17 protein-coding genes and 2 tRNA genes are annotated in these 23,022 nt (G+C 63.4%); 8 read left to right on the top strand and 11 right to left on the bottom strand.

Features of this window, described 5'->3' with window-relative positions; translation table 11 throughout:
* Position 1: 1 nt before the first annotated feature.
* The 4 genes from M5G11_RS14565 to M5G11_RS14550 form a co-directional block, all read right to left on the bottom strand.
* Entirely contained in the window at positions 2–4,570 is a 4,569-nt protein-coding gene (locus M5G11_RS14565) for an NEL-type E3 ubiquitin ligase domain-containing protein (RefSeq protein ID WP_273910271.1), read from the bottom strand.
* A gap of 59 nt (positions 4,571–4,629) precedes the next feature.
* Positions 4,630–9,006 carry an NEL-type E3 ubiquitin ligase domain-containing protein gene (locus M5G11_RS14560; RefSeq protein WP_273910270.1) on the bottom strand — a complete coding sequence of 1,459 codons (4,377 nt, stop codon included), beginning with the start codon at positions 9,004–9,006 and terminating at the stop codon, positions 4,630–4,632.
* A gap of 73 nt (positions 9,007–9,079) precedes the next feature.
* Complete coding sequence (locus M5G11_RS14555; protein ID WP_273910268.1) at positions 9,080–10,093, bottom strand: AraC family transcriptional regulator; 1,014 nt, start codon at positions 10,091–10,093, stop codon at positions 9,080–9,082.
* A gap of 73 nt (positions 10,094–10,166) precedes the next feature.
* The gene (locus tag M5G11_RS14550; RefSeq protein ID WP_273910267.1) at positions 10,167–11,030 is read right to left on the bottom strand and encodes a LysR substrate-binding domain-containing protein; all 864 of its coding nucleotides are present in this window, start codon (positions 11,028–11,030) and stop codon (positions 10,167–10,169) included.
* A 112-nt stretch (positions 11,031–11,142) separates the two neighbouring features.
* Here M5G11_RS14550 and M5G11_RS14545 point away from each other — a divergent pair, with 112 nt between their 5' ends.
* Together M5G11_RS14545 and phnX are read left to right on the top strand one after the other, a co-directional pair.
* Positions 11,143–12,249: a 2-aminoethylphosphonate--pyruvate transaminase gene (locus tag M5G11_RS14545; protein WP_273910266.1), complete on the top strand. Its 1,107-nt coding sequence runs from the start codon at positions 11,143–11,145 to the stop codon at positions 12,247–12,249.
* Between the two features lie 36 nt (positions 12,250–12,285).
* Complete coding sequence (phnX, locus tag M5G11_RS14540) at positions 12,286–13,116, top strand: phosphonoacetaldehyde hydrolase (protein ID WP_273910264.1); 831 nt, start codon at positions 12,286–12,288, stop codon at positions 13,114–13,116.
* 101 nt (positions 13,117–13,217) lie between these two features.
* On the opposite strand, the gene M5G11_RS14535 is transcribed toward phnX, so the two are convergent.
* Positions 13,218–13,772: an NADPH-dependent FMN reductase gene (locus M5G11_RS14535; protein WP_273910262.1), complete on the bottom strand. Its 555-nt coding sequence runs from the start codon at positions 13,770–13,772 to the stop codon at positions 13,218–13,220.
* 148 nt (positions 13,773–13,920) lie between these two features.
* Between M5G11_RS14535 and M5G11_RS14530 the strand changes: the two genes are divergently transcribed.
* On the top strand, positions 13,921–14,139 hold the full coding sequence (locus M5G11_RS14530) for a hypothetical protein (RefSeq protein WP_273910261.1): 219 nt from the start codon (positions 13,921–13,923) through the stop codon (positions 14,137–14,139).
* Between the two features lie 108 nt (positions 14,140–14,247).
* Here M5G11_RS14530 and M5G11_RS14525 read toward each other — a convergent pair.
* Positions 14,248–14,324 (bottom strand) — tRNA-Val (locus tag M5G11_RS14525).
* 169 nt (positions 14,325–14,493) lie between these two features.
* Positions 14,494–14,570, bottom strand: a tRNA-Val gene (locus tag M5G11_RS14520).
* A 203-nt stretch (positions 14,571–14,773) separates the two neighbouring features.
* Between M5G11_RS14520 and M5G11_RS14515 the strand changes: the two genes are divergently transcribed.
* A complete protein-coding gene (locus M5G11_RS14515; RefSeq protein WP_273910260.1) occupies positions 14,774–16,057 on the top strand; it encodes an NAD(P)/FAD-dependent oxidoreductase in 1,284 nt (427 codons plus the stop codon).
* Positions 16,058–16,076: 19 nt separating this feature from the next.
* On the opposite strand, the gene M5G11_RS14510 is transcribed toward M5G11_RS14515, so the two are convergent.
* Complete coding sequence (locus M5G11_RS14510) at positions 16,077–16,790, bottom strand: peptidase C39 family protein (protein WP_273910258.1); 714 nt, start codon at positions 16,788–16,790, stop codon at positions 16,077–16,079.
* Between the two features lie 156 nt (positions 16,791–16,946).
* Here M5G11_RS14510 and M5G11_RS14505 point away from each other — a divergent pair, with 156 nt between their 5' ends.
* Positions 16,947–17,111, top strand: coding sequence for a hypothetical protein (locus tag M5G11_RS14505; protein ID WP_273910256.1), 165 nt, complete (start codon positions 16,947–16,949; stop codon positions 17,109–17,111).
* A 133-nt stretch (positions 17,112–17,244) separates the two neighbouring features.
* Here M5G11_RS14505 and M5G11_RS14500 read toward each other — a convergent pair whose 3' ends face one another.
* Together M5G11_RS14500 and M5G11_RS14495 are read right to left on the bottom strand one after the other, a co-directional pair.
* Positions 17,245–17,994 (bottom strand): TerC family protein, encoded by a 750-nt coding sequence (locus M5G11_RS14500; RefSeq protein WP_273910255.1) that lies wholly within the window; start codon positions 17,992–17,994, stop codon positions 17,245–17,247.
* A gap of 35 nt (positions 17,995–18,029) precedes the next feature.
* On the bottom strand, positions 18,030–18,284 hold the full coding sequence (locus M5G11_RS14495; RefSeq protein ID WP_273910254.1) for a hypothetical protein: 255 nt from the start codon (positions 18,282–18,284) through the stop codon (positions 18,030–18,032).
* 147 nt (positions 18,285–18,431) lie between these two features.
* Between M5G11_RS14495 and nhaR the strand changes: the two genes are divergently transcribed.
* A complete protein-coding gene (gene nhaR / locus M5G11_RS14490; RefSeq protein WP_273910253.1) occupies positions 18,432–19,331 on the top strand; it encodes a transcriptional activator NhaR in 900 nt (299 codons plus the stop codon).
* Here the strand turns inward: nhaR and M5G11_RS14485 are convergent.
* Positions 19,318–20,466, bottom strand: a complete 1,149-nt coding sequence (locus tag M5G11_RS14485) for an MFS transporter (protein ID WP_273910252.1) — start codon at positions 20,464–20,466, stop codon at positions 19,318–19,320. The genes nhaR and M5G11_RS14485 overlap by 14 nt on opposite strands.
* 225 nt (positions 20,467–20,691) lie before the next feature.
* Between M5G11_RS14485 and sstT the strand changes: the two genes are divergently transcribed.
* Both sstT and M5G11_RS14475 read left to right on the top strand, forming a co-directional pair.
* Entirely contained in the window at positions 20,692–21,903 is a 1,212-nt protein-coding gene (sstT, locus tag M5G11_RS14480) for a serine/threonine transporter SstT (RefSeq protein WP_273910251.1), read from the top strand.
* 98 nt (positions 21,904–22,001) lie between these two features.
* A complete protein-coding gene (locus tag M5G11_RS14475) occupies positions 22,002–22,643 on the top strand; it encodes a YceH family protein (protein WP_273910249.1) in 642 nt (213 codons plus the stop codon).
* Positions 22,644–23,022 lie beyond the last annotated feature (379 nt).

The following is a 23,022-nucleotide window of genomic DNA, read 5'->3' as shown; positions in this document are numbered from 1 at the left end:
CTCAGCCCTCGGCCTGGGCGCGCAACGCCTCCACCGTGTACGCATAGGCCACGCTGTGGACGGCGTCCTCGCGCCCCTCGCGCACCTGTTGCATCTGTTGCAGGTACTCCCCTTCCGGCATGCTGTCGGCTTGCTCGGTGAGTTGATCCAGGCGCGCCCAAAAAGGCGCCTCCCTGGCCTCGAAGGCGGCGCTGTGTTCTTCGTGCAGGTACTCGAGCCAGAAATCCCGGCTGCTGATGTAATGGGCCAGGTGGTCACTGGCCTCCGCTTCGCGGACCGTGTCGGCGGCGGCGCTCAGGTCTTGTGCACTGACCTCGGCCAGATTGGCGAACAGCATATGCGTCGACTGCCCCGGCAGGTCGAGTTCGCGCGCCAGGCCGGTACGGTAGGCCAGGCTCACCTCCACCTCATCGACCGCCCGCCCCGCCTCCCGCCGCGAGGCTATTTCAACACTCGCCAGGTGCTCGACCCCATCCAGGCGAAACAGCTGCCGCGCAAAATACAGCAGCGCCTGGCGCTGATTGCCCGCTGCGCCACGCATCTGCGCGAGGAACAACTGGAACCTCACTTCAAGCATGTTGAAGGTCGACATCACGCTGTCACCACAGGTGGCCGGGCTACTCGCCAGGCTGAACAGGTCCTCACGCAGCGAAGTGTTGTCGTGCATCGCCTGCAGCATTTTCCAGGTACGCGTCGCCAGCAAGTCGCGGGCCTGACGGTATTCGGCAGTCTCGGTGACATCGGCCAGCAGGCGGAAGAAGTCCGCAGAACGCGCCTCGCCCTGCACGCCCTGCCAGAGGGTGTTACGGCTCACCAGTTGCTCCGCAGTCGATTCAGCCAGCCAGCGCCGACGCCCTTCCTCGGCACCAACATGCCCGTCAAATTCAAGCGCCGCTGCATCCGGCTCGGTCAGCGCCAGCAAACGCGCCTGGGTCGGTGCGCTCAGCGGGTTGTCATGCAGGGTAATGGCCGAGCGCACCTGCGCCGGGGCCTGGAAGTAAGCCTCGGGCAGTTCGCCGATCTGGTTGTCACGCAGGTCGGCGATAGCCAGTGAGGGGTTGTTCAGAAGCGCGGTTGGGAAGCTGCTCAATTGCGTATTGCGCAGGTTGACGATGTGCAATCGGGTCAGCCCACCGAGGTCCAGCGATAGCCGCAGCGGATTGCCCTCCAGGTTCAACTCGCTCAACCGCGCAAGCTCGGCCAGGCGGCTGGTGCCGGTGCTGGAAATCCGTATGGCATTGTTTTCCAGGTACAACCCGGTCAACGCCGGCATGTGCGAAATGGCCTGGGGAATGTCGTAGAGCTGGCAGTCACTCAGGTCAAGCCAATGCACCCCGGTGAAGGCCTGTAAAAAGCTCTCGACACCAAACGTCAACCCCGTGCCTGAGAGGTTCAGGTCAACCACATGGGAAAAGTCGATCTGCGTCGGCAATTGCGGAAATTCGTAGATCAAGGGGCTGTTCAGGCGCAGCCGATAGCCGAGCACGCTGCCATCGTTGGCATACACCCGGTCGGTCTGGCGGCGCCAGCAGCGGCGCAGTTCGCCTGCCACCCGGTTGCGCCAGTTGCCAGTCGACCCAGTGACTGCGTGGGTCCAGTCGGTCAGCACGGTTTCCAGGCGCCGGAAGGCGTATTCATAACGCAGCAGGCCCGCCATCACGTTGTGCCCGGTGCCCTGCAACTGGGCCAGGAAAGCATCCACCTGGGCCTCGTCGAAACCGGGAAACAGCGCCCGGACCCGGGCTGAAAACGACGGCAGCTGCCCCACGCCACCGCTCAGCGGGTAGCCCAGGCGACCGTCGGGCATGCGCAGCCAGCGCTTCAGCCGGGGTTTGGCTGGGGCCAGCCCGATCAGGGTCGCTGCGTGCTTGCGATCCGCCAGGGACCACCCAAGCAAAGCATCGTGCAGGTGCGCAGGCCCCTGCTGCCCTCCCCAGCCCAGCGCATCACGCTGCGCCACCGACAAGCAGGCGAGGATCGCCTCGCACAGGCCGGCTGGGTCTGCGGGTGCTTCGCTCAGCTCAACGCCATCCGCCGAATAGACGTCAAAGCGCCCCTCGCGACGCAGCAGGATGCGCACATCGCTGGTTTGCGCTTGTGCCAGCTGGCGATCAAGCACCCGCCCGACCACCGAGCCGTCGCGCAACTCCAGGCTCAGGCCTACCGGCCAGTTGCGCATCCAGCGCAGCAAGCCGAAGACCAGCCTGACACTGTCGACGTAGTAGCAATTGCGCAGTTTCAAGCCGAGTAAGGCGCGAATCAGCCGCGCCTCGCGCAGGGCATCACGCGCCGCTTCCGCCATGGCCAAGGGCACCCGTCCCTGGTGCAGCATGGCCTGCCCTTGCGCGTCGCCGGCCTGGTCGATCAACGCCTGTGCGTAGCGTATCGGCAACCCCGGAAAATCGCGCAGCAGGATGGCTGCCTGTTCGTCCACGCTGGGCTGGCGCTGCGCCAGGGCCCGTTCGAACAGCGCGTTGCCCAGCCGCGCGCCCGGCCAGGTGCGTTGGCGCACCACACCCGCCTCGTCGCTCAGACCATCCGGGCCGGAACCGAGCAAGTCCAGGGCATGGCGGTACAGCTGCGGGTCGAGCTCTGCGACTGCCGCCCCCTCCCCCAACTGCTCGACAAAACGGCTGACGCGGATATCCAGGTTGACGTGCTCCAGGGCATCGTAAAGGCCCGGCGGCAAGCAGCGGTTTTCCACCAGCAGCCCGCGCATCTGCGCTTCGTCGATATCGACAATGCTCGCCACCTGTTCGCAATCCAACGCGGACAGCCCCTGGGACATCACGCTGCTGCGCTGCAGCAGGTTCGCCAGTCCCTGCCACTGCAACGCCTGGTCGGTGGGCAACTGCCAGGCACTGTCGTCATTGAATTCGAGGCGCGGGGCAAACGCCTGGGGCCGGCGCGGGTGGCGGATACGCCAATGCCCGGTGCCGTGGTGCCGCTCCACCTGGTAGTGGCTGGCGCCATAGATCAGCAACTGCTTACCGGAAATGTGCACCAGGCCATCATCACTGACGAGTTGCCCCGCCGGGAGCGGTTCGAGAGTCTGATACGGGGCGAGATCGCCATGCCACAGGCGCGCACTGCCGTCCTCGAGCAGCACCGGTTGCAGCCCGTCGACAAAGGCGCTGCGCTTGAACATGGACACCGCCGCCGCCCCGCCTGCAGCAATGGCTGCGGTGGCGGCGACATCCTCGGCCACGCCAAGCAAGTGGTCGAGCGCCGCCTGACGACGCCCGTGCGCCCAGTCACCCACCCCTTCATAAACCTGCACCAGCATGTGCCCCACCATCGAGGCCAGCATGAGCTCCCTCAGCACCGGCACGAACGAAGCCACCACACCGAGCAGCGTCAAGCCGGCGGACTCGTAGGCGCGTACGCGCTGGCGGTAGACCGCGGTATCCACACTGGCCGTGGGCACCGCCAATATGGCGGCGTCAACCTTGATCCGCTCGATACGCTGGTGCGCCAACTGCATGAACGTCTGGCCGCGAAAGGGCAAGGCCAACAGCTCTAGTTCATGGCGCTGCTCGCTGAGCATCAGGGCAAATGCGGTCGTGAAGCGTGCCTGCTCATCGGGCCCCAGCAACCGCATGAAATAGCGGTAGAAGTCCGCCGACTTCAAGGCCTGCTCCAGCTCGCTGGCCAGCGTCGCCCAGGACGCATATTGACGAAACGGCCGCTCCGGCGCACCCGGCAGGTACACCACCAGTTGCCGCACTGGCTGCAGGGTCAGGCCGCGCGTGGTACTGATCATCAGCTCAGACAACACCTCGAATACCAGCACGTCATGTACACGACAGCCAAGGGCCTGCAACTGCACGGTGCGCACGGTGTAACGTGCGTAGGTGACTTCCGCGTTGCCGTGCGCCAACTGCATCAGCATCCCGTAGGCCGCGAAATCGATCTCCTCCTTCATATGGCTCAGGTGTGCCTGCACTTCGAAATGGCAGCGCATGTCTGCCTTGAGCAGTTGCACAGGGCTCTGCGCGGGCGAAGCACCAGCCTGCTCGAACACCTCCTGCAAGTGGCGCTGGTAGCGCCCACCCAGATCAAGTCTGCGGCAGAGCCCGGCAAAGGTTTCTGGCAACATCGACAGGTGCATGTCGAACAGCACCAGGCCACTGCCATAAAAATGGGCACTCGGGCCAGCCTGCTGCTCGGTGAAATTTTGCAGCGCCCTGGTCAGCAGTGAACTTTCTTCCTTGTAGTACTGAAAGTCAGGCAGCTCCGGGGGCACCACCGGAAACGGCTTGTTCACCACGCGCAGCTTGACCTCACGCCAATGCGCCTTGTCGACATCGATCGACAGTTGCGCTTCCACATTCAACACCTCGTCCAGCAAGGACCGGGCGAACACATCAAGCGGCCGAATCGCTTGCATCAGCCGCCGGACGTCTGCCTGCAACGCCTGGTGCATCTCCAGACTGCTGCGCAAAATCGCCAGTTGCTGGGCCGTGGCGCCGGTCAACCAGGGCGGCGCCTGGGCGGCAATGAAATGATCGACCGCTGGCGCGGTGGGCGCCAGCAGGGTCGAGTTGACGGGGGCAATCGAGTGGGACATGGGCAACCTGCCAGGGTAGTGGTTTGGCCCGGCAGGCTAGAGTCGTCGCCACCCTGGCATCAGCTGGAAACTACTCCCGCATTGGCTGCGGCACGCAAGGCATCCTCGGTCAGGGCCAATGCCAGTGCGCCAAGCGCCGTCTCGCGCTCGGCGCCCAGGCTGTTCATCTGCTGCAGATATTCACCTTCGGGCAGACTGCCCTGTTGCCCGCTCAAACGGTCGAGCTTTTCCCAGAACTCCTGCTCCTGTGCGTCAAACACCGAGGCGTACTCCGCGCGCAAATGGGCAATCCAGAAGTCCCGACTGCTGATCGAGGCGGCCAACTGTTCCACCGTCTCCGCCGCCCGCACGGCCTGTGCCGCGCTCTGCAAGGCTTGCGCCGACACGGCGGCAACCGAAGAGAACTGCATCAGGCTTGGCTGCCCCGGCAAATCCAGCTCGCGCACCAGGCCGGTGCGGTAAGCCAGGCTGACTTCGATCTCGTCCACTGTGCGGCCCAACGCCTGGCGTCGGACGATTTCCACCCGTGCCAGGCGCTCGACCTGCTCCAGGCGAAACAGTTGCCGGGCAAATTTCAACAGCGCCGCACCCTCGGTGCCTGCCGTAGCCTTGGTCCGGGCCTGGAACAGCAAAAAACGCACCTCCAGCATGCTGAAGGTCGACGACACACTGTCCACGCAGGTGGTCGGGCTGGCCGCCAGGTCGAACAGTTCGTCGCGCAGCACGGTGTTCTCGTGCATGGCGTCGAGCATCTGCCAGACCCGAGCCGTGAGCTGCTTGCGCGCACCGCGAAATTCGGCGGTTTCGGTCAGGTCGGAAAGCAGCCGCAGGAAGTCTGTTGCGGGCTGTTCTGCCTCCAGGCGATCCCACGCCGCGACGCGGCCATCCAACTCGGTCGTCGGTGCAGTTTCGAGCCAGAGCCGGCGCCCCTCCGACGGCGCGACATGGTCATGGGCGGGTGTATGCGGATCCAGGGACAAGATACGCACCCGGGTACCCAGCGACAGTGGATTGTCTTGCAACATGATGCCGTCACGCACCTGCCGGGGAGCCTCGAAATAGGCATCCGACAGTTCAACCAGGTTGTTCTCGCGCAAGTCAGTCAACATCAGTAAGGGGTGCTCCAGCACGCCTGCGGGAATCTGCTCAAGGCCGGCGTTGCGCAGGCGCAGTTCGCGCAAGCGCGGCATGTTGCGCAAGTCTGGCAGGGTGCCGATCGGGTTGCGCTCCAGATCGAGGTGCATCAGCTGGCTCAAGGAAGCGAGGCGCGTCGCGCCTTCTTCGCTGAGGTGGATCTGGTTGCGGTTGAGTATCAGCTCAGTGAGCCCGGACATGTTGCCGATGGCCGGCGGTATATCGGTCAGCCGGCAGCGGCTCAGGTCCAGCCAGCGGATTCTGCTGAAGGCCCGCAGAAAGCCGTTATCGGCCATCGACACGCCGGTCCTCGCCAGGTCCAGGTCCAGCACATGGGTGAAGGTGACGTCTTCGGGAAAGATCGGCAGGTCACTGACGTGGGCATCGCTCAATTGCAACCGATACCCCAACACCGTGCCACTGGTGCTCTGCACGCTGTCGACCTGGCAGCGCCAGCAGCGACGCAGGGCGTTGGCCACCGTGCGCCGGCGGCTGCGGGCCAGGCCGCTTACCGAGTGTTGCCAGTTCGCGAGCGTGGTGTTGAGGGCCGTCAGGGATTGCTCATAATTCGACAACCCGGTCATCACGTTGCCCTCGGTGACCTGCAAATGCCCCAGGAACGACTCGACTTGCAGGTCGCTGAAGGTAGGGAACAGCGCGCGTACCCGCTCGGTGATCGTCTGCGCAGTACCGGCACCTCGACCACTCAGTGGGTAGCCCAGGCGCCCGTCGGGCAGCCTTTGCACACGGTTGAGTCGGGGCCGGGCCGGGGTCATGCCGAGCAAGGTGGCACAGTGCGCGCGCTGGCCCAGGGCAGTTTCCAGCAGGCTTTCGCGCAACTGCGCCGGCAGGTCCGCCCCGCTCCAGCCCAGGGCGTTGCGCTGGGCTGGGCTCAGGCACGCCACCAGCGCCTCGAAGAACCCTGCCGGGCCGGGCAGCTCATCGTCCAGCGCATATCCGTTGGCGTCATACACCATGAACCCGTCGACCCCATGAACGAAGATCCGCGTTTCACGTGTTTCTGCCTGGGCCAGCTGACGCTCCAATAGACGTCCAAATGCCGAGCCTTCACGCAGCTCCAGGCCCAGACCCGCCGGCCAGTCACGCAGACGGCGCAGCAAGGCAAAACACAAACGGACACTGTCGACATTGAACACATCGCGCAAGCCCAACCCAAGCAGCGTGCGAATCACCCGGGCTTCACGCAGCAGCTCACGCGCCTGCTCGGCCACCGCCAACGGCACCCGGCCATGGGTGCTCATGTACTCGCGTTGCTCGGCGTTCAGCCGGTTCAGCAGCGCCTCGACATAGCGCGCTGGCAAGCCGGGGTAATCGCGCTGCACCAGGGCGGCGTCGGGGTCGTCGAGCGGCAGCGGCTGTGTATCGGTCCCAGTATAGTGCTCAAGGGTGTCGCGCAGCCCGACCGGCATCGGCCGATGCTCGACGAGCAAACCGCGCAGTTGGGCTTCGTCGACATCGGCAATGCGTGCGACCTGTTCGCGCTGGCTGCGCGTCAACCTTTGCGCCTGTGGCGCCAGGCGCTGCAACAGCGTATCAACACCCTGTAGGCGCAGCGGATGCTCACCCGGCAGCAACCAGGCCGCTTCATCGTTGTGTTCTAGACGCGGCGCGTAGGCGTGGGCCCGGCGCGGATGCTGGATCCGCCAACAACCGGTGTTCACCTGGTGCTCGACTGCATAGTGCGCCTCGCCCCGCGCCAGCCAGCGCTGTGCGCCGTCGTGCAGCAAGCCATCGGCGGCGGGGACCCGCACCGGTGGCGGCTCGGCTACTTGATAGTGGGTCAGGTCGGTGCTCCATAGCCGTGTCGCGCCATCGTCGCGAACCACCGGGATCAGCCCATCGACAAACGGGCTGCGCCGCAGCGAGCGCATTACCGCCAGGCCACCGGCCGCCACCACCACGGCGGCCACCAGGTTCTCCACCACCCCCAGCAAATGGGTGAGCGCCGCATCACGCTCGCCATGCGACCAATCCTCGACGCCTTCGTACACCTCCCCGAGCAGGTCCAGCACCATCGAGGCCAGCATGACCTCGCCCACCCCCGGGATAAACGACACCGCCACGCCCAGCAGCGTCAGCCCGAGCGATGCCATGGCCTGCACCCGCGCCCGGTAGACCGCCAGGTCCACGCCGGCAGTCGGCACGGCGAGCGCAGCTGCATCCGCCTTGATCCTGGCCAACTGGGCCTGCGCCAATTGTTCAAACAGCACGCCGATCAAGGGCTGGACGCTCACCCCCAATACAAGCGGTTGTTTGTGCAATAGCGGGAGCAAGGCCGCCATGAAGCCGGGGCGCTCATCCAGTGCCAGCAGCGCCAGCAACGCGCTCCGGTAAGGCGCGGATTTCAGGCGCTGGCCCAGGTCCATGCCCAGTGCGCGCCATGAACGAAACTGGCGAAACGGCTGCTGCGCATCGCTCGGCAGGTACACCACCAACTGATTGACCGGGCGCTGGTAACTGCCCCGGATCACCCCCGGCATCCAATCGCCCAACACCTCGAAAACCACCGCGCCCTGCACCGTGCAGTCGAGTACCTGGAGCGTCGCGTAGCGTACCGGCTGACCATCCAGGGCAACCCCCGGCTCGTGCTCGACCACTTGCAGCAGCATCCGGTAAAGCGCTTCATCCAGCGTGCCCTTCAGGTAGCCAAGGTGGGCCTGCAACTCGAAGCTGTGAAGCTTGTCTGCCGCCAGCAAGGTCGCCACCGACTCCCCGGATCGCCCGCGAAAGGTCTGGAACACTTCATCCAGATGGCGCTGGTAACGACCACCCAGGTCCAGCGTGCGACAGAAATGCGCGAACCGTTCCGGGGCGACCGACAGCCCCAGCCCCGCCAGCACAATGCCTGTGCCATGGAAGTGCGCATTGGCACGGGCCTGGCTCTCGGTGAAGTTCTGCAAGGCCCGCTCCAGCAGGGCGCTCTCCGTGTGATAGGTCTCAAATACCGGGGTTGGCACATCCAGCACGCGCACGGGCGCCGGCTGCACCCGCAACTTGACCTCGCGCCAACGCGCCTGGGTGATATCCAGCGACAGGTTCAACTGCGTTTGCAGTGCCTGGGTCAGCAGCGGTGCGGCAAAGGCGTCGAGGGGCTGGATGGCCTGCATCAGGCGCCGGACATCCGCTTGGCGTTGCTGGTGGGCCTGCAGGCAACGGCGCAAGGCGACAACCCGATCCAGCGCGGCCCCCTTCAACCAGGCGGGGGCCTGTTCGGCAAGGTAGTGGTCGATGGCAACGGCATTGCTGGGTACAGGTACTGCGGGGGGGATGGAAAAGGGCATGGCTCGATCCTGTTGATCCGGTCGAGCACAGCCTAAAAACCTGCGCGCAGCGCCAACAGCAGGAAGCGCGGCCTCAGGCGCTGCCCAGCACCACGCTGCGGTAGTGCCCGGGGTTGCACCCGGACCACTTGCGAAACGCCTTGTAGAAGGAGCTGGTATCGGCGAAGCCCAGGCGCTCGGAGATCTGCGCAAAGCTCACCTCGGCGTCGCCCAGCCAGGCAATCGCCAGCTCCTTGCGCACGCTGTCCTTCAGGCCCTGGTAGGTCTGCCCTTCCTCGGCCAGCCGGCGGCGCAGGGTCGAGGCGGAAATGCACAGGCGCTGCGCCAGGGCATCGGTTTCAGGCCAAGCCGCGCCTGGCAGGTTGCGCAGGTCATGCTTGATGCGCCGCGCCAGGCTCATCGGGTCGCGGTACTTGACCAGGATGTTCGCCGGCGCCTCGGCGAGAAAGCGCTGCAATTCTTCGGCGCTGCGCTTGACCGGCAGGTCCAGGCATTCGGCGGCGAAGATCATCCGCGTGCGCGGGCGGTCGAATTGCAGGTTCTCCGAGAACATCACCCGGTAGTCGTCACAGTAGTCGGGCTCGGTGCAGCGCAGTTCGATGGCCAGGATCGGAATGCGCCGCCCCGCCAGCCAGCAGGCCACGCCATGCACGATCATCCAGAAGGTGAAATAGGTGAAGGGGCGGCGCGGCTGGTCTTCCGATTCACCGATGACCACCTCGGCCAGGCTTTGCTGGCGTACCAGCACCGGTTGCAGGTGATCCAGGGTCAACGAGAGGAACGCCAGCACCGATTCCAGCGCCGCGCCCAGGGTCGGCTGGGCCATGGCCGTGCGACAGATGAACGCCAGGCTGCCGCTGCGCAAGCCGCGTGGGTCCATGCAGAAGAACTCGTCATTGCAGCGCCGCGCCAGCAGCCGCCAGAGTTGCGCATAGGCACTGGCCGGCACGCGGGCCGCTGGCTGGTCGAGGTCTGCCGGGGCAATCCCGACCCGCGTCAGTACCTCGCTCACCGCCGTGCCGGGCGCGCAGCTTTGCAGCAGTGCTTCACGCACCAGTTGCATGGCGATGGTGTCTTTCTCGGTCATCGGTACAGGGTCACCTTGGCGGTCTTGTTGGAGGGCCATCTTAGGGGCGTGCCGGGAAAACACCAGCCCCGCTTCATGGCGTCGGCGCCAGGCTGAGGAACGCCTGGATCAGGCGCAACTCACGGCGCCGCTGCAGGCAGCCGAGCATGTGCTGGTTGACCAGCCCCAGGCCGCTGATCGGCCGGGCGACTACCCGTGGATCGTGGGCAATTTCGGCCGACGAGACAATGCCGATGCCCAGCTCGGCGGCCACCGCCTCGGTCACCGCCTCGCGGCTGTCCAGCTCCAGCAGCACCCGTGGCTGCACCTTGGCGTCAGTGCAGGCCTGGTCGAAGGTACGCCGGGTAATCGAGCTGGGTTCGCGCAGCACCATGATCTGCCGGTCCAGCTCGGCCAGCGGCAGTTCGCTGTCGGCCCCCGCCCAGGGGTGGCCGACCGGCAGCAATGCGCAGATCCGTGACGGCTCCAGGCTTTGCAGGTGCAGGCCCTTGCGCGGTTCGACCTCGGTCAGCACCGCCACGTCGGCATGTTCCGAAAGCAAGGCGGCCAGGGTCTCCTGCGCGTTGCCCAGGCGCAGGTTGACCGTGATGCCCGGGTAGCGGGCGCGCAACTGGGCGAGCATCGGCATGACCCGGTGCGGGCCGTCTGCCGCCACCTCCAGGCGCCCGGTGAGCAACTGGCGGTTGGCCTCAAGCATGGCCTGGGCTTCTTCGGCCAGGCCGAACATCGCCCGGGTGATCGCCGCCAGGCGCGTGCCCTCCTCGGTCAGCTCGACCCGACGCGCGGTGCGGCGCAACAGGGTGATCTGGTAGTGCTCCTCCAGCGCCTTGATATGCCCGGTGACGGCCGGCTGGCTGATGAACAGGCGCGCAGCGGCGCGGGTAAAGCTGCCCTCACGGGCAACGGCATCGAAGGCACGCAACTGGAACAGGTTCATATCTATCGGCCTGACTTATGGCTGGCATAACAACAAACAATTTGATTGATGACGCACAGAATTGCAACTTAGACGCCATAGATTCAGCCCACCGCTTGTGAGGACCACCGGAATGAGTAACGCCCCTATCCTGCTGACCCCCGGCCCCCTGACCACCTCGGCGCGTACGCGACAAGCGATGCTGGTCGACTGGGGTTCGTGGGACCAGAGCTTCAACGAACTGACCGCCAGCCTGTGCCAGCAACTGCTGACCATCATCAACGGCCACGCCAGCCACCACTGCGTACCCCTGCAAGGCAGCGGCACCTTCGCCGTGGAAGCGGCCATCGGCACCCTGGTACCGCGTGATGGCAAGGTCCTGGTGCTGATCAACGGCGCCTACGGCCAGCGCCTGGCGAAGATCTGCAAAGTGCTGGGCCGCGCCTACAGCACCTTCGAGACCGCTGAAGACGAACCCACTACCGCGGCCGACGTCGACCGCCTGCTGCGCGCCGACAGCGGCATTACCCACGTCGCGCTGATTCACTGCGAAACCAGCACCGGCATTCTCAACCCCTTGCCGGAAATCGCCCAGGTCGTGGCCAACCACGGCAAACGCCTGATCATCGACGCCATGAGCTCGTTCGGGGCGCTGCCGATCGATGCCGCGCAGGTGCCGTTCGACGCGCTGGTCGCCGCCTCCGGCAAATGCCTGGAAGGCGTACCGGGGATGGGCTTCGTGTTCACCAACAAAGCCGCGCTGGCCGCTGCCGAAGGCAACTCGCACTCGCTGGCGATGGACCTGTACGACCAGTTCAGCTACATGGCCAAGACCGGCCAATGGCGCTTCACCCCGCCGACCCACGTGGTCGCGGCGCTGCACGAGGCCTTGCTGCAATACAACGAGGAAGGCGGCCTGGCCGCCCGCCACCAGCGCTACCAGGACAACTGCAAGGCGCTGCTCGACGGCATGGCGGCCATCGGCCTGCGCAGCTTCCTGCCGGCCGCCATCCAGGCACCGATTATCGTCACCTTCCACGCCCCGAGTGACAGCCGCTACCAGTTCAAGGACTTCTACGAACGGGTCAAGGCCAAGGGTTTCATTCTCTACCCGGGCAAGTTGACCCAGGTCGAAACCTTCCGCGTCGGCTGCATCGGCTGCGTCGGCCCGGACGGCATGCGTGCCGCGGTCAACGCAGTAGCTGAAGTGCTGCGTGAAATGGAAGTGCTGGACATCTGAGCCGCCAACCTCCCCCGACTACCCAGGAATTTCTTGATGAACAACTACGAAAACCCGAAACACCTGCAAGCCGCCATCCTTGACTGGGCCGGCACCGTGGTCGACTTCGGCTCCTTTGCGCCGACCCAGATCTTCGTCGAGGCTTTTGCCGAGTTTGATGTCGAGGTGTCCATTGAAGAGGCCCGTGGGCCGATGGGCATGGGCAAGTGGGACCACATCCGCACCCTGTGTGATGAGCCGCAGATTGCCGAGCGCTATAAAAAAGTCTTTGGCCGTACGCCGACCGACGATGACGTGACCGCCCTGTACAACCGCTTCATGCCGCTGCAGATCGAGAAGATCGCCGCCCACTCGGCGTTGATTCCGGGTGCGCTGGACACCCTCACCGGGCTGCGCAAAGAGGGCCTGAAAATCGGCTCGTGCTCTGGCTACCCGAAAGTGGTGATGGACAAGGTGGTGGAGCTGGCGGCGAAGAACGGCTATGTCGCCGACCACGTGGTGGCCACCGACGAAACGCCGAATGGCCGCCCATGGCCGGCGCAGGCCCTGGCCAACGTGATCGCCCTGGGGATCGACGATGTGGCAGCGTGCGTAAAAGTTGACGACACCGTGCCGGGGATTCTCGAAGGCCGGCGTGCCGGGATGTGGACCGTAGCGCTGGTGTGCTCTGGCAATGCCCTGGGGTTGACCTACGAAGGCTACCGCGCGCTGAGCTCGGATGAGTTGGCCAGTGAGCGCACGCGCATTCACGCAATGTTCGAAGGTTCGCGCCCGCACTACCTGATCGACACCATCAATGAATTGCCGGAAGTGGTGGCGGATATCAACCGTCGCCTGGCGCGCGGGGAGATGCCGCAGGCGGTGTGATTTTCAATGGCCTCATCGCCGGCAAGGCCGGCTCCCACAATGGCAGACACAATGCCAGCCCTGTGGGAGCCGGCCTTGCCGGCGATAGCTTCACTGCAACTCTAGCCCGCCAACCGTGCCACCCACTGCGCATAGCTATCAATAAAGCCCTGCAAAAACGGCCGGGTCTTCTCCGACAATTTGCCGTGCTCATCAAACAACGTCCCCGCCCCGCCCACATACGCCTCCGGCTGCTGCATGCACGGCACATCGAGGAACACCAGCGACTGGCGCAGATGATGGTTGGCGCCAAAACCGCCCACCGCCCCCGGCGACACGCTGATCACCGCCCCCGGCTTGCCGCTCCAGGCACTCTTGCCATAGGGCCGCGAACCGACATCGATCGCATTTTTCAACACACCCGGCACCGAACGGTTATATTCCGGCGTCACGAACAACACCGCGTCGCTAATACGGACTTTTTCACGGAAGCTCGTGTAGGCTGCCGGTGGATCCACATCAATGTCTTCGTTGTACAACGCCAGATCGCCGATTTCGACAATACTCAGTTTGAGACTGGCAGGCGCCAGTTCGGCAAGGGCCTTGGCCACCTTGCGGTTGATGGAGTCCTTGCGCAAGCTGCCGACCACGACGGCGACGGTGTAAACCTGGCTCATGACGAATTCCAACCTGACTGAACAAAGGGAATTGTTAGTTATAGATGAAGCGCCAGCGCCCCGAGGTTTTTTTCCTCTGGAACAAAACTTCCCAGGCAAAACAGTGGTCTATGCACCACAGAGCACATTTTCAGAGGTCACACGTTAAATGACAGCAGTACTGGTCGGACAATTTCACGCGCGGGACGCAGAAGGACGCATCTACCCCGTGCATGAATTTCAGGAAGCCACCCTGCAGGCCGATGGAAGTGCCGCATCCTTGCCTATCACCACCTATCGCCTGGCGATCGGTGACCGGGTCAAACACCTGGGCGAGGACCGCTTCGAGCTGATGCAGAGCGGCGTAGAGATTGTGCGCATCCCCTGATGCGATACAGCGCGGCCTGCACCTTCAGGCCGCGCTGTTTTTGTTCAAGGGCACTTATTTCAGGCAAACAAAAAAGGCGATCCTTGCGGATCGCCTTTTTCGTATGTTTGGTAGGCACAATTGGATTCGAACCAACGACCCCCACCATGTCAAGGTGGTGCTCTAACCAACTGAGCTATGTGCCTGCTGCGGGGCGCATTCTACTCAGGTTTGTACCCCTGCGTAAAGCGCAATTTTCAAAAAAATCAGCAGCTTCGGCGCTTACCCTTGAAAGCGTTGAAAAAACTGCATAAACAAAAAAGGCGACCCTTGCGGATCGCCTTTTTCGTAACCGCCAACAGGAGCGGTAATGTTTGGTAGGCACAATTGGATTCGAACCAACGACCCCCACCATGTCAAGGTGGTGCTCTAACCAACTGAGCTATGTGCCTGCTGTGAGGCGGCATTCTACGGATTTGGCAGAGGGTGTCAACCCCTTTTTTCGCGCTAAGCCACTGAATATCAAAATTATTTTACGAACAGCTGTTTTCAACGATTTGTACCGTCCGGCTGGCGGGTGTTTATTATTGTTGATACGATCTGCGCAATCGTAAATTATATAGAACATACAACTACAAATCAGAGGTGCCCGAGCATGGCCAACACCCCCTACCCAGAATCGTATTACGCCGCATCGGCCAACCCTGTTCCGGAGCGCCCAAGCCTGCAGGAAGAAATCCAGACTGACGTCTGCGTTATCGGCGCCGGCTACACCGGACTGTCGAGCGCCCTGTTCCTGCTGGAGAACGGCTTCAAGGTCACCGTACTGGAAGCGGCCAAGGTCGGTTTCGGCGCATCGGGCCGCAACGGCGGCCAGATCGTCAACAGCTACAGCCGCGACATCGACGTGATCGAGCGCACCGTTGGCCCTAAACAGGCCCAACTGCTGGGCCAGATGGCCTTTGAAGGCGGGCGCATCATTCGTGAGCGCGTGGCCAAGTACAATATCCAGTGCGACCTGAAAGACGGTGGCGTGTTCGCTGCCCTGACCACCAAGCAGATGGGCCACCTGGAATCCCAGCAACGCCTGTGGGAACGCTACGGCCACACCCAGCTGGAGCTGATGGACCAGAAGCGCATCCGTGAAGTAGTGGCCTGCGACAACTACCTGGGCGGCATGCTCGACATGAGCGGCGGCCACATCCACCCACTGAACCTGGCCCTGGGCGAAGCCGCAGCAGTCGAGTCGCTGGGCGGCACCATCTATGAGCAGTCCCCGGCCATCCGCATCGAGCGCGGTGCCAACCCTGTCGTGCACACCCCGCAGGGCAAGGTCCGCGCCAAGTTCATCATCGTTGCGGGCAACGCCTACCTGGGCAACCTGGTACCGGAGCTGGCGTCCAAGTCGATGCCGTGCGGCACCCAGGTGATCACCACCGAGCCGCTGAGCGACGAACTGGCACGCACCCTGCTGCCGCAGGACTACTGCGTCGAAGACTGCAACTACCTGCTCGACTACTACCGCCTGACCGGCGACAAGCGCCTGATCTTCGGCGGTGGCGTGGTGTATGGCGCACGTGACCCGGCAAACATCGAAGCGATCATCCGCCCGAAAATGCTCAAGGCCTTCCCACAGCTCAAGGACGTGAAGATCGACTACGCCTGGACCGGCAACTTCCTGCTGACCCTGTCGCGTCTGCCACAGGTCGGTCGTCTGGGCGACAACATCTACTACTCGCAAGGTTGCAGCGGCCACGGCGTGACCTACACCCACCTGGCCGGCAAGGTGCTGGCCGAAGCGCTGCGTGGCCAGGCCGAGCGTTTCGACGCCTTCGCCGAGCTGCCGCACTACCCGTTCCCGGGTGGCCAGATGCTGCGTGTACCGTTCAGCGCCCTGGGCGCCTGGTACTACACCCTGCGCGATCGCCTGGGCGTCTAAGCCCTGCCCGGCGTTGTCGTCACTTGCCCAGCGCAGTGACGGCGCGCCGCGCCGCCTGTTCCTGGCCCGCCTGGGCCAGGTCGTTGGCCGCCTTGAGCCAGCGCTGGCGATCCACCTGTGCCGGCAACTGCCCGGGTTGCTGCACCAGCACCGCCCAACTCCCCTCCTTGTGCCACGCCGATTCGAAATCGTCGAAGTCCATCAATAGCCGCCGGCTGTAGCCGGAGCGCAGCAATACCCGCTGCTTGTAGCGGTCGTAACCGACCAGCAGGGCGTAGCGTGGCTCACTCCAGAACGCCGAACCTTCCTGATAGCGCAGCAGCACCGGGTAACCGGCGGCCACCTGGGTCAGCAGTGCTGCAAGGTTCTGCTCCAGCGGGTAAACCACCATGCCGTATTCGCGGGCACCGGACTGCATCGAGTCCTGCAGCTTGTCCAGGCCCTGCGGCAGGTGCAGGGCGTCTTTTTCCAGCAGGCCTGGGGTAATGCGCACGCCCTGCTCCGAGAGGATCGCCGCCAGCGCCATCGGCGCGCTCTGGTTGGCGTTGCCGCGAAAAAACGGCACGGTGCCCAGCTCGACGCGCTGCGGCAGGCTTTTGAGTGCAGAGGAAGGCTGGCTGGCGCAGCCGGCCAGGGTGGCGGCGATGACGCAGGCTAACAGCAGACGACGGGGCATGAAGGCTCGCTTGTTCTGACGCCAGGCAGATGACGCCTGGACCTTGAGGGCGATCATAGGACGACATGGCCTGCGGGTATAGCCTTGCGCATGGTTAGAACGAACTGGCCCAAGCGCTAGACCTTTAGTCAATAGCCTGCAACATCCAAAGGGCTAGACTGAGGGTGTGTCCGAATGGCGAGCCTTGGGCTGGCCCGGACGAAGGAGGTAGCAATGACTCTGGCACTGGCAATCTTGCTGTTGATCGGCATGTGGCTGAGCGTAGCGGCAGCCATGCTGTGGGGGGTGTTGCGCATTGCGCGGCGCCATCACGGGCATTATCAGCCCAAGGCGAAGGTGGTTGAACAGAACACCCGCAAGCACGCTCACGCGCACTGATCCTGTTCAATCACAACCCTGTGGGAGCCGGCATTGCCGGCGATGAGGCCATTGCAGCCAACGACCGATACTCGGTCAATCGCTGGCAAGGCCAGCCCCCACAGGTGCTTCAACCATTCAGCAGATCCGCAGATCAGCCTTCAGCTGCCTCACGCTTCTCCCGCGCCTTGCGGGCAATGATGTTCAGCACTTCAATCGCGGTCGAGAACGCCATCGCTGCATACACATAACCTTTCGGTACGTGGGCGCCAAAGCCTTCGGCGATCAGGGTCATGCCGATCATGATCAGGAAGCCCAGGGCCAACATGACCACGGTCGGGTTGTCGTTGATGAACTTGGCCAGCGGGTCAGCCGCTACCAGCATCACGATAACCGCACTCACCACCGCGATGATCATGATCGGCAAGTGCTCGGTCATGCCTACGGCGGTAATGATGCTGTCGATCGAGAAGACGATGTCCAGCACCAGGATCTGCCCGATGGCGGCGGCAAAGCCCAGGGTGACCGTGGAGGATGCCTTGGCTTCTTCCTTGGAACGGGTATCGACGCTGTGATGGATCTCGCTCGTCGCCTTCCACAGCAGGAACAGACCACCGGCAATCAGGATCATGTCCTTCCACGAGAACACCTGGCCGAACACCTCGATGACCGGCTCGGTCAACTGGACGATCCAGGCCACGGTGCTGAGCAGCCCCAGGCGCATGATCAGGGCCATGCTGATACCGATACGGCGTGCCTTGGAACGGAATTCCTCAGGCAGCTTGTTGGTCAGGATCGAGATGAAGATCAGGTTGTCGATACCCAGGACGATCTCCATGGCCACCAAAGTGGCCAGGGCGACCCAGGCGGTAGGGCTTGCAGCAAGTTCCAACAGGTATTCCATGGTTCAATCCTGAAAATCTGGGCAGAGTGTGTAGGTTAGATTTCCTTGGTGGCTTTATCGCCAGCAGGTTCTTCTTTTTTATCGTCGGACTTTTCGCCAGCCTTGGAGCCAGTTGCCTCGCTCAAGGCTTCTTGCGCCGCATCATTGGTCTTGTCGATGGCTTCCTTGGCTGTGGTGGCAGCCTGGTTGAGCATCTGCTGCGCGGATTTTTCCGCCTGGTCGCAACCGCTCATGGCGAACAGCGCCAACAGCAAGACCAGCGGGGTGCCAATGGATTTGATCTGAAGCATGGGTTCCTCTCCCGAGACGTCCAGCGTCTCAATACAGCTGGCTACGTGATAGCGAGGCATTCTAGTGAGGCTGAAACATCAGGAAAACTCGTATTTTTTGCAGCTATACTTCGGTTTTTACGAACTGTTACCTGATTGGACCCTCCCATGCTCAACTATCGGCAACTGCACTACTTCTGGGTGGTGGCGAAAACCGGCAGCATCGTGCGCGCCTGCGAGCAGCTGAACCTCACCCCGCAAACCATCAGTGGCCAGCTTAGCCTGCTTGAACAGACCTATGGCATTGAGTTGTTTCGGCGGGTCGGGCGGCAACTTGAGCTGACCGAGACCGGGCGCCAGGCGCTGTCCTTTGCCGAGCAGATGTTCCAGATCGGCGGCGAACTGGAGGCCATGCTGCGCGCGCAGCCCGACGAACAACAGATCCTGTTCCGCGTTGGCGTGGCCGACGTGGTGCCCAAATCGATTGTCTATCGCCTGATTGCGCCGACCATGGAGCTGGCCGAGCCGCTGCGCATCAGCTGCCGGGAAGACAAGCTCGAGCGCCTGCTGGCCGACCTGGCCATCCAGCGCCTGGACCTGGTGATTTCCGACAGCCCCATGCCCAGCCACCTCGACATCAAGGGCTACAGCCAGAAACTGGGGGAATGCGGCATCAGCTTCCTCGCCACCCCGGAGCTGGCCGCGCTGCACTCGGCGCCCTTCCCGCTTGGCCTGCAACACGCGCCCTTGCTGATTCCCGGCCAGGAAACCGTGGTGCGCAGCCGGCTGATGCGCTGGTTTGCCGATCAGCAGTTGCAGCCGCGGATTGTCGGCGAGTTCGACGACAGTGCCTTGATGCAGGCCTTCGGCAAGTCCGGCAGCGGCATTTTCATTGCCCCCAGCGTGATTGCCGAAGAAATCTGCCGGCAATACGGCGTGACCCTGATCGGCCAGACCAACGCGGTCACCGAGTCGTTCTATGCCATCTCGGTGGAGCGCAAGGTCAAGCACCCCGGCATCGTGGCGATTACCGAGGGGGCGCGGCGGGAGTTGTTCAACTGGCCGTGAAGCGCTTGCTGGTCAGCCACAGGGCCAGCAGCACCGAAGCGCCGATCAGCAGGCCTGCGGCATAACCGAGGTTGGCCAGGCCCAGGTTGTCAATCACCCGCCCACCAATCACGGCCCCCAGGCCGATCCCCAGGTTGGCCCCGGCGATGTTCAGCGACGCGGCAAACGCCGGTGCTTGCGGAGCGGCCTTGATCAGGCGGACATGGCTGACCAGGAACAGCGCGGCCTGGGTCGAACCCCAGATCGCCAGCGCCAGCGGCAGGCCGATGGGCGACTGCATGCTTGGCACCACCGCCACCAGGCCGATGACCATCAGCGCGCAGAAGCTTGCCGACGCCAGCAGCGGGTGGCGGTCCACCGCGCGGCCGCCGAGGCTGTTGCCGATCAGCCCGACCGCGCCGAAGCCCATCAGGTACCAGCCCACCGTGGCGCCATCAAAGCCGGCCAGGCGTTCGAGCATGTCGGCCAGGTAGGTATAAGCGGTGAACATACCGCTGAACACCAGTACCGAGAGCAGCACATGGCCTTGCAGCAGGCGGCTGCGCAGGATACCGAACTGCCCGAGCAGCGAGGTCGCCTGGGTTTGCCGGGGCGTATGCGGCAGGTAGCACACCAGCAGGAGCGCCTTGGCCAGCGCCAGTGCGGCGAGCATCCAGAACGCTGCGCGCCAGCCGAGCGCGTCACCGACCAGGGTGCCGACCGGAATGCCGAACACCGTGGCGCAAACCACGCCGAAGCTGATCTTGGAGATCGCCCGCCCGGCATAGGCCGGCCCGACGATGTCCACTGCGGTTTCGCTGGCCAGCGACCAGAACACCGGCAGGCCCAGGGCCGGGATCAACCGGGCGATGCCCATCACATAGATGTTCGAGGCCATGGCCGCCACGGCATTGGAGGCGGCGAACAGCAGCAGGATCCCGACAAACAGCCGTTTGCGGTCGAAACGTGCCGCCCAGGCGGTGAGAAACGGCCCGCAGCAGGCCACGGTAAAGGCAAACAAGGTCACCAGCAGGCCCGCCTGCGGGATGCTCACGTCCAGATCGCGAGCGATCCCTGGCAGCAGCCCGACAATCACGAACTCGGTGGTCAATACGGTGAAGCCGGCCGCAGCCAGCAACAGAATCGGCAATAACATCCACACTCCAGCGTTAAACAACCCACGGCCTCAGCCGTTTATCAGAGGGCGCGCATACTACCAGCGACAACCCGTCTCACCTACCGATAGGCGCCTGGCAGGGGTCGGCGAGCGTGCACTGTGATAAAGTCGCGCCCCTTTCGCGACCGGCTCTGCCCGTATCGTCACCGTTTCGCCGCCTGGGGTACGCCCCTGGCCCTTGAACAAGACAGAGAAACAGCTGCCATGACCCCTGTTCTGAACCTGTTGAACCGTACCAGTCTGGTACTGCAAATTTTGATCGGCCTGGTGGCCGGTATTGCCCTGGCCCTGATCGCCCCTCAAGCCGCTGCCAGCCTTGGCTTTGTCGGCACGCTGTTTGTCAGCGCGTTGAAGGCGGTGGCACCGATTCTGGTGTTCATCCTGGTCATGGCGTCGATTGCCAACCACAAGATCGGCCAGCAGACCCACATCCGTCCGATCCTCGTGCTCTACCTGTTCGGTACCTTTGCTGCCGCTGCTGTGGCGGTCGGTGCGAGCATCGCGTTCCCGTCGACGCTGGTACTGGTTACCCACGACGCCCCGATGAGCGCCCCGGGCGGTATCGGCGAAGTGTTGCAGGGCCTGGCCCTGAGCGTGGTCGACAACCCGGTCAAGGCCCTGATGAATGGCAACTTCATCGGCATCCTGGCCTGGGCGATTGGCCTGGGCGTAGCGATCCGCCATGCTGGCCCAACCACCCGTACCGTGCTCGAAGACCTCTCCAACGGCGTGACCGTGATCGTGCGCGTGGTGATCCGCTTTGCACCGCTGGGCATCTTTGGCCTGGTTGCTTCGACCCTGGCCCAGTCGGGCCTGAGCGCCCTGCTCGGCTACCTGCACCTGTTGTTCGTGCTGATTGGCTGCATGCTGTTCGTGGCGCTGGTGATGAACCCGTTGATCGTGTTCTGGAAGATCCGTCGCAACCCGTTCCCGCTGACCCTGATGTGCCTGCGTGAGAGCGGCATCACGGCCTTCTTCACCCGCAGCTCGGCCGCCAACATACCGGTCAACATGGCCTTGAGCGAGAAGCTGGGCCTGCATGAAGACACCTACTCGGTATCGATCCCGCTGGGCGCGACCATCAACATGGCCGGTGCGGCGATCACCATTACCGTGCTGACCCTGGCGGCCGTGCATACCCTGGGTATTGCAGTAGACGTGCCGACGGCCATCCTCCTGAGCCTGGTGGCGGCGGTGTGTGCCTGTGGCGCCTCGGGTGTGGCGGGTGGTTCGTTGCTGCTGATTCCGTTGGCGTGCAGCCTGTTCGGCATTCCGAGCGAGATCGCCATGCAGGTGGTGGCGGTTGGTTTCATCATTGGCGTGTTGCAGGATTCGGCGGAAACCGCGCTGAACTCCTCGACTGACGTGTTGTTTACCGCAGCGGCTTGCGAAGCCGAAGCGCGTCGCGCGAGCTGATGATCTGGGTGGCCGGCGTGCAATGCGCCGGCCGCTGCTTGTGTTTTACCCTGTTGCGCACCTAGGCTAGGGCCTTTCCTCTTAATAGAGACAGGGCCATGTCCGCCGAACACGATACCCCCGAAACTGCCCGGTTCAACAGCACCGAAATCCGCGTGATGGGTGCCTTGATCGAAAAGCAGGCGAGCAATCCGGAAACCTACCCTCTTACGTTGAATGCACTGGTGCTGGCCTGCAACCAGAAGACCAGCCGTGAGCCGGTGATGAACCTCAGCCAGGGCCAGGTCGGGCAGGCGCTGCGGGCGCTTGAAGGCCAAGGCATGGCACGGTTGCAGATGGGTAGCCGGGCGGACCGCTGGGAGCAGCGGGTGGACAAAGGGCTGGAGCTGGTGCCGGCGCAACTGATTCTGCTGGGGTTGATGTTCCTGCGTGGGCCGCAGACGGTGAATGAGCTGCTGACGCGCAGCAATCGCATGCATGCGTTTGAGGACAATGAGCAGGTGGTGCATCAGCTGGAGCGTTTGATTGCGCGGGGGTTTGCGTTGCATTTGCCTCGTCAGGTGGGGCAGCGGGAGGATCGTTATACCCATGCGCTGGGGGACCCGGCGGATATGGAGGCGATTCTTGAAGCGCGGCAGCAGGGGCCTGAGCGGGTGGCCGCGGGGGTTTCTTCTGAGCGGATTGAGGCATTGGAAGCTAGGATTGCGGCGCTGGAGGAGCGGTTGGCGTTGTTGGAATAGGGATTGTTTTAACGACACCTCCGTTCAGCCTCTGGTAACGGGGCAGGTAGATCAGGATCAACGGCACAATTCGCTTCGCTCTTGCTCTGCATACTGTGGCCGCAACTGTCTTTCTTTGTTTTTGTAGCCGCTGCCGACAGGCTGCGCTGGAGCCCGTGAGGGCTCCCAAAGGCGGATACGTTCGACAGCGATAGCTGCTATCGGCCAGTCGCCGGCAAGGCCGGCTCCCACAGAGAACAGTGCAAGGTATTGCTCCACACTGCCGTGCACGAAGTGCAAAGCAAGAGCGAAGCGAATTGTGCCGTTGATCTTGATCTGTTTTTGACTTGAAACGAAATACCCTAGGCTCACGTGGTCAAGTTTTCGCAATGTCTAAGAG

It is taken from the genome of Pseudomonas fontis, from assembly GCF_028656955.1.
GTDB classification, from domain to species: domain Bacteria; phylum Pseudomonadota; class Gammaproteobacteria; order Pseudomonadales; family Pseudomonadaceae; genus Aquipseudomonas; species Aquipseudomonas fontis.
Note: the sequence above shows the minus strand (reverse complement) of the source record. Positions and strands in the feature narration are given on the sequence as shown.

Coding starts and splice junctions, on each gene's coding strand:
- M5G11_RS14565 (WP_273910271.1), bottom strand. CDS start 4,570: ATGTCCCACTCGATTGCCCCCGTCAACTCGACCCTGCTGGCGCCCACC.
- M5G11_RS14560 (WP_273910270.1), bottom strand. CDS start 9,006: ATGCCCTTTTCCATCCCCCCCGCAGTACCTGTACCCAGCAATGCCGTT.
- M5G11_RS14555 (WP_273910268.1), bottom strand. CDS start 10,093: ATGACCGAGAAAGACACCATCGCCATGCAACTGGTGCGTGAAGCACTG.
- M5G11_RS14550 (WP_273910267.1), bottom strand. CDS start 11,030: ATGAACCTGTTCCAGTTGCGTGCCTTCGATGCCGTTGCCCGTGAGGGC.
- M5G11_RS14545 (WP_273910266.1), top strand. CDS start 11,143: ATGAGTAACGCCCCTATCCTGCTGACCCCCGGCCCCCTGACCACCTCG.
- phnX (WP_273910264.1), top strand. CDS start 12,286: ATGAACAACTACGAAAACCCGAAACACCTGCAAGCCGCCATCCTTGAC.
- M5G11_RS14535 (WP_273910262.1), bottom strand. CDS start 13,772: ATGAGCCAGGTTTACACCGTCGCCGTCGTGGTCGGCAGCTTGCGCAAG.
- M5G11_RS14530 (WP_273910261.1), top strand. CDS start 13,921: ATGACAGCAGTACTGGTCGGACAATTTCACGCGCGGGACGCAGAAGGA.
- M5G11_RS14515 (WP_273910260.1), top strand. CDS start 14,774: ATGGCCAACACCCCCTACCCAGAATCGTATTACGCCGCATCGGCCAAC.
- M5G11_RS14510 (WP_273910258.1), bottom strand. CDS start 16,790: ATGATCGCCCTCAAGGTCCAGGCGTCATCTGCCTGGCGTCAGAACAAG.
- M5G11_RS14505 (WP_273910256.1), top strand. CDS start 16,947: ATGACTCTGGCACTGGCAATCTTGCTGTTGATCGGCATGTGGCTGAGC.
- M5G11_RS14500 (WP_273910255.1), bottom strand. CDS start 17,994: ATGGAATACCTGTTGGAACTTGCTGCAAGCCCTACCGCCTGGGTCGCC.
- M5G11_RS14495 (WP_273910254.1), bottom strand. CDS start 18,284: ATGCTTCAGATCAAATCCATTGGCACCCCGCTGGTCTTGCTGTTGGCG.
- nhaR (WP_273910253.1), top strand. CDS start 18,432: ATGCTCAACTATCGGCAACTGCACTACTTCTGGGTGGTGGCGAAAACC.
- M5G11_RS14485 (WP_273910252.1), bottom strand. CDS start 20,466: ATGTTATTGCCGATTCTGTTGCTGGCTGCGGCCGGCTTCACCGTATTG.
- sstT (WP_273910251.1), top strand. CDS start 20,692: ATGACCCCTGTTCTGAACCTGTTGAACCGTACCAGTCTGGTACTGCAA.
- M5G11_RS14475 (WP_273910249.1), top strand. CDS start 22,002: ATGTCCGCCGAACACGATACCCCCGAAACTGCCCGGTTCAACAGCACC.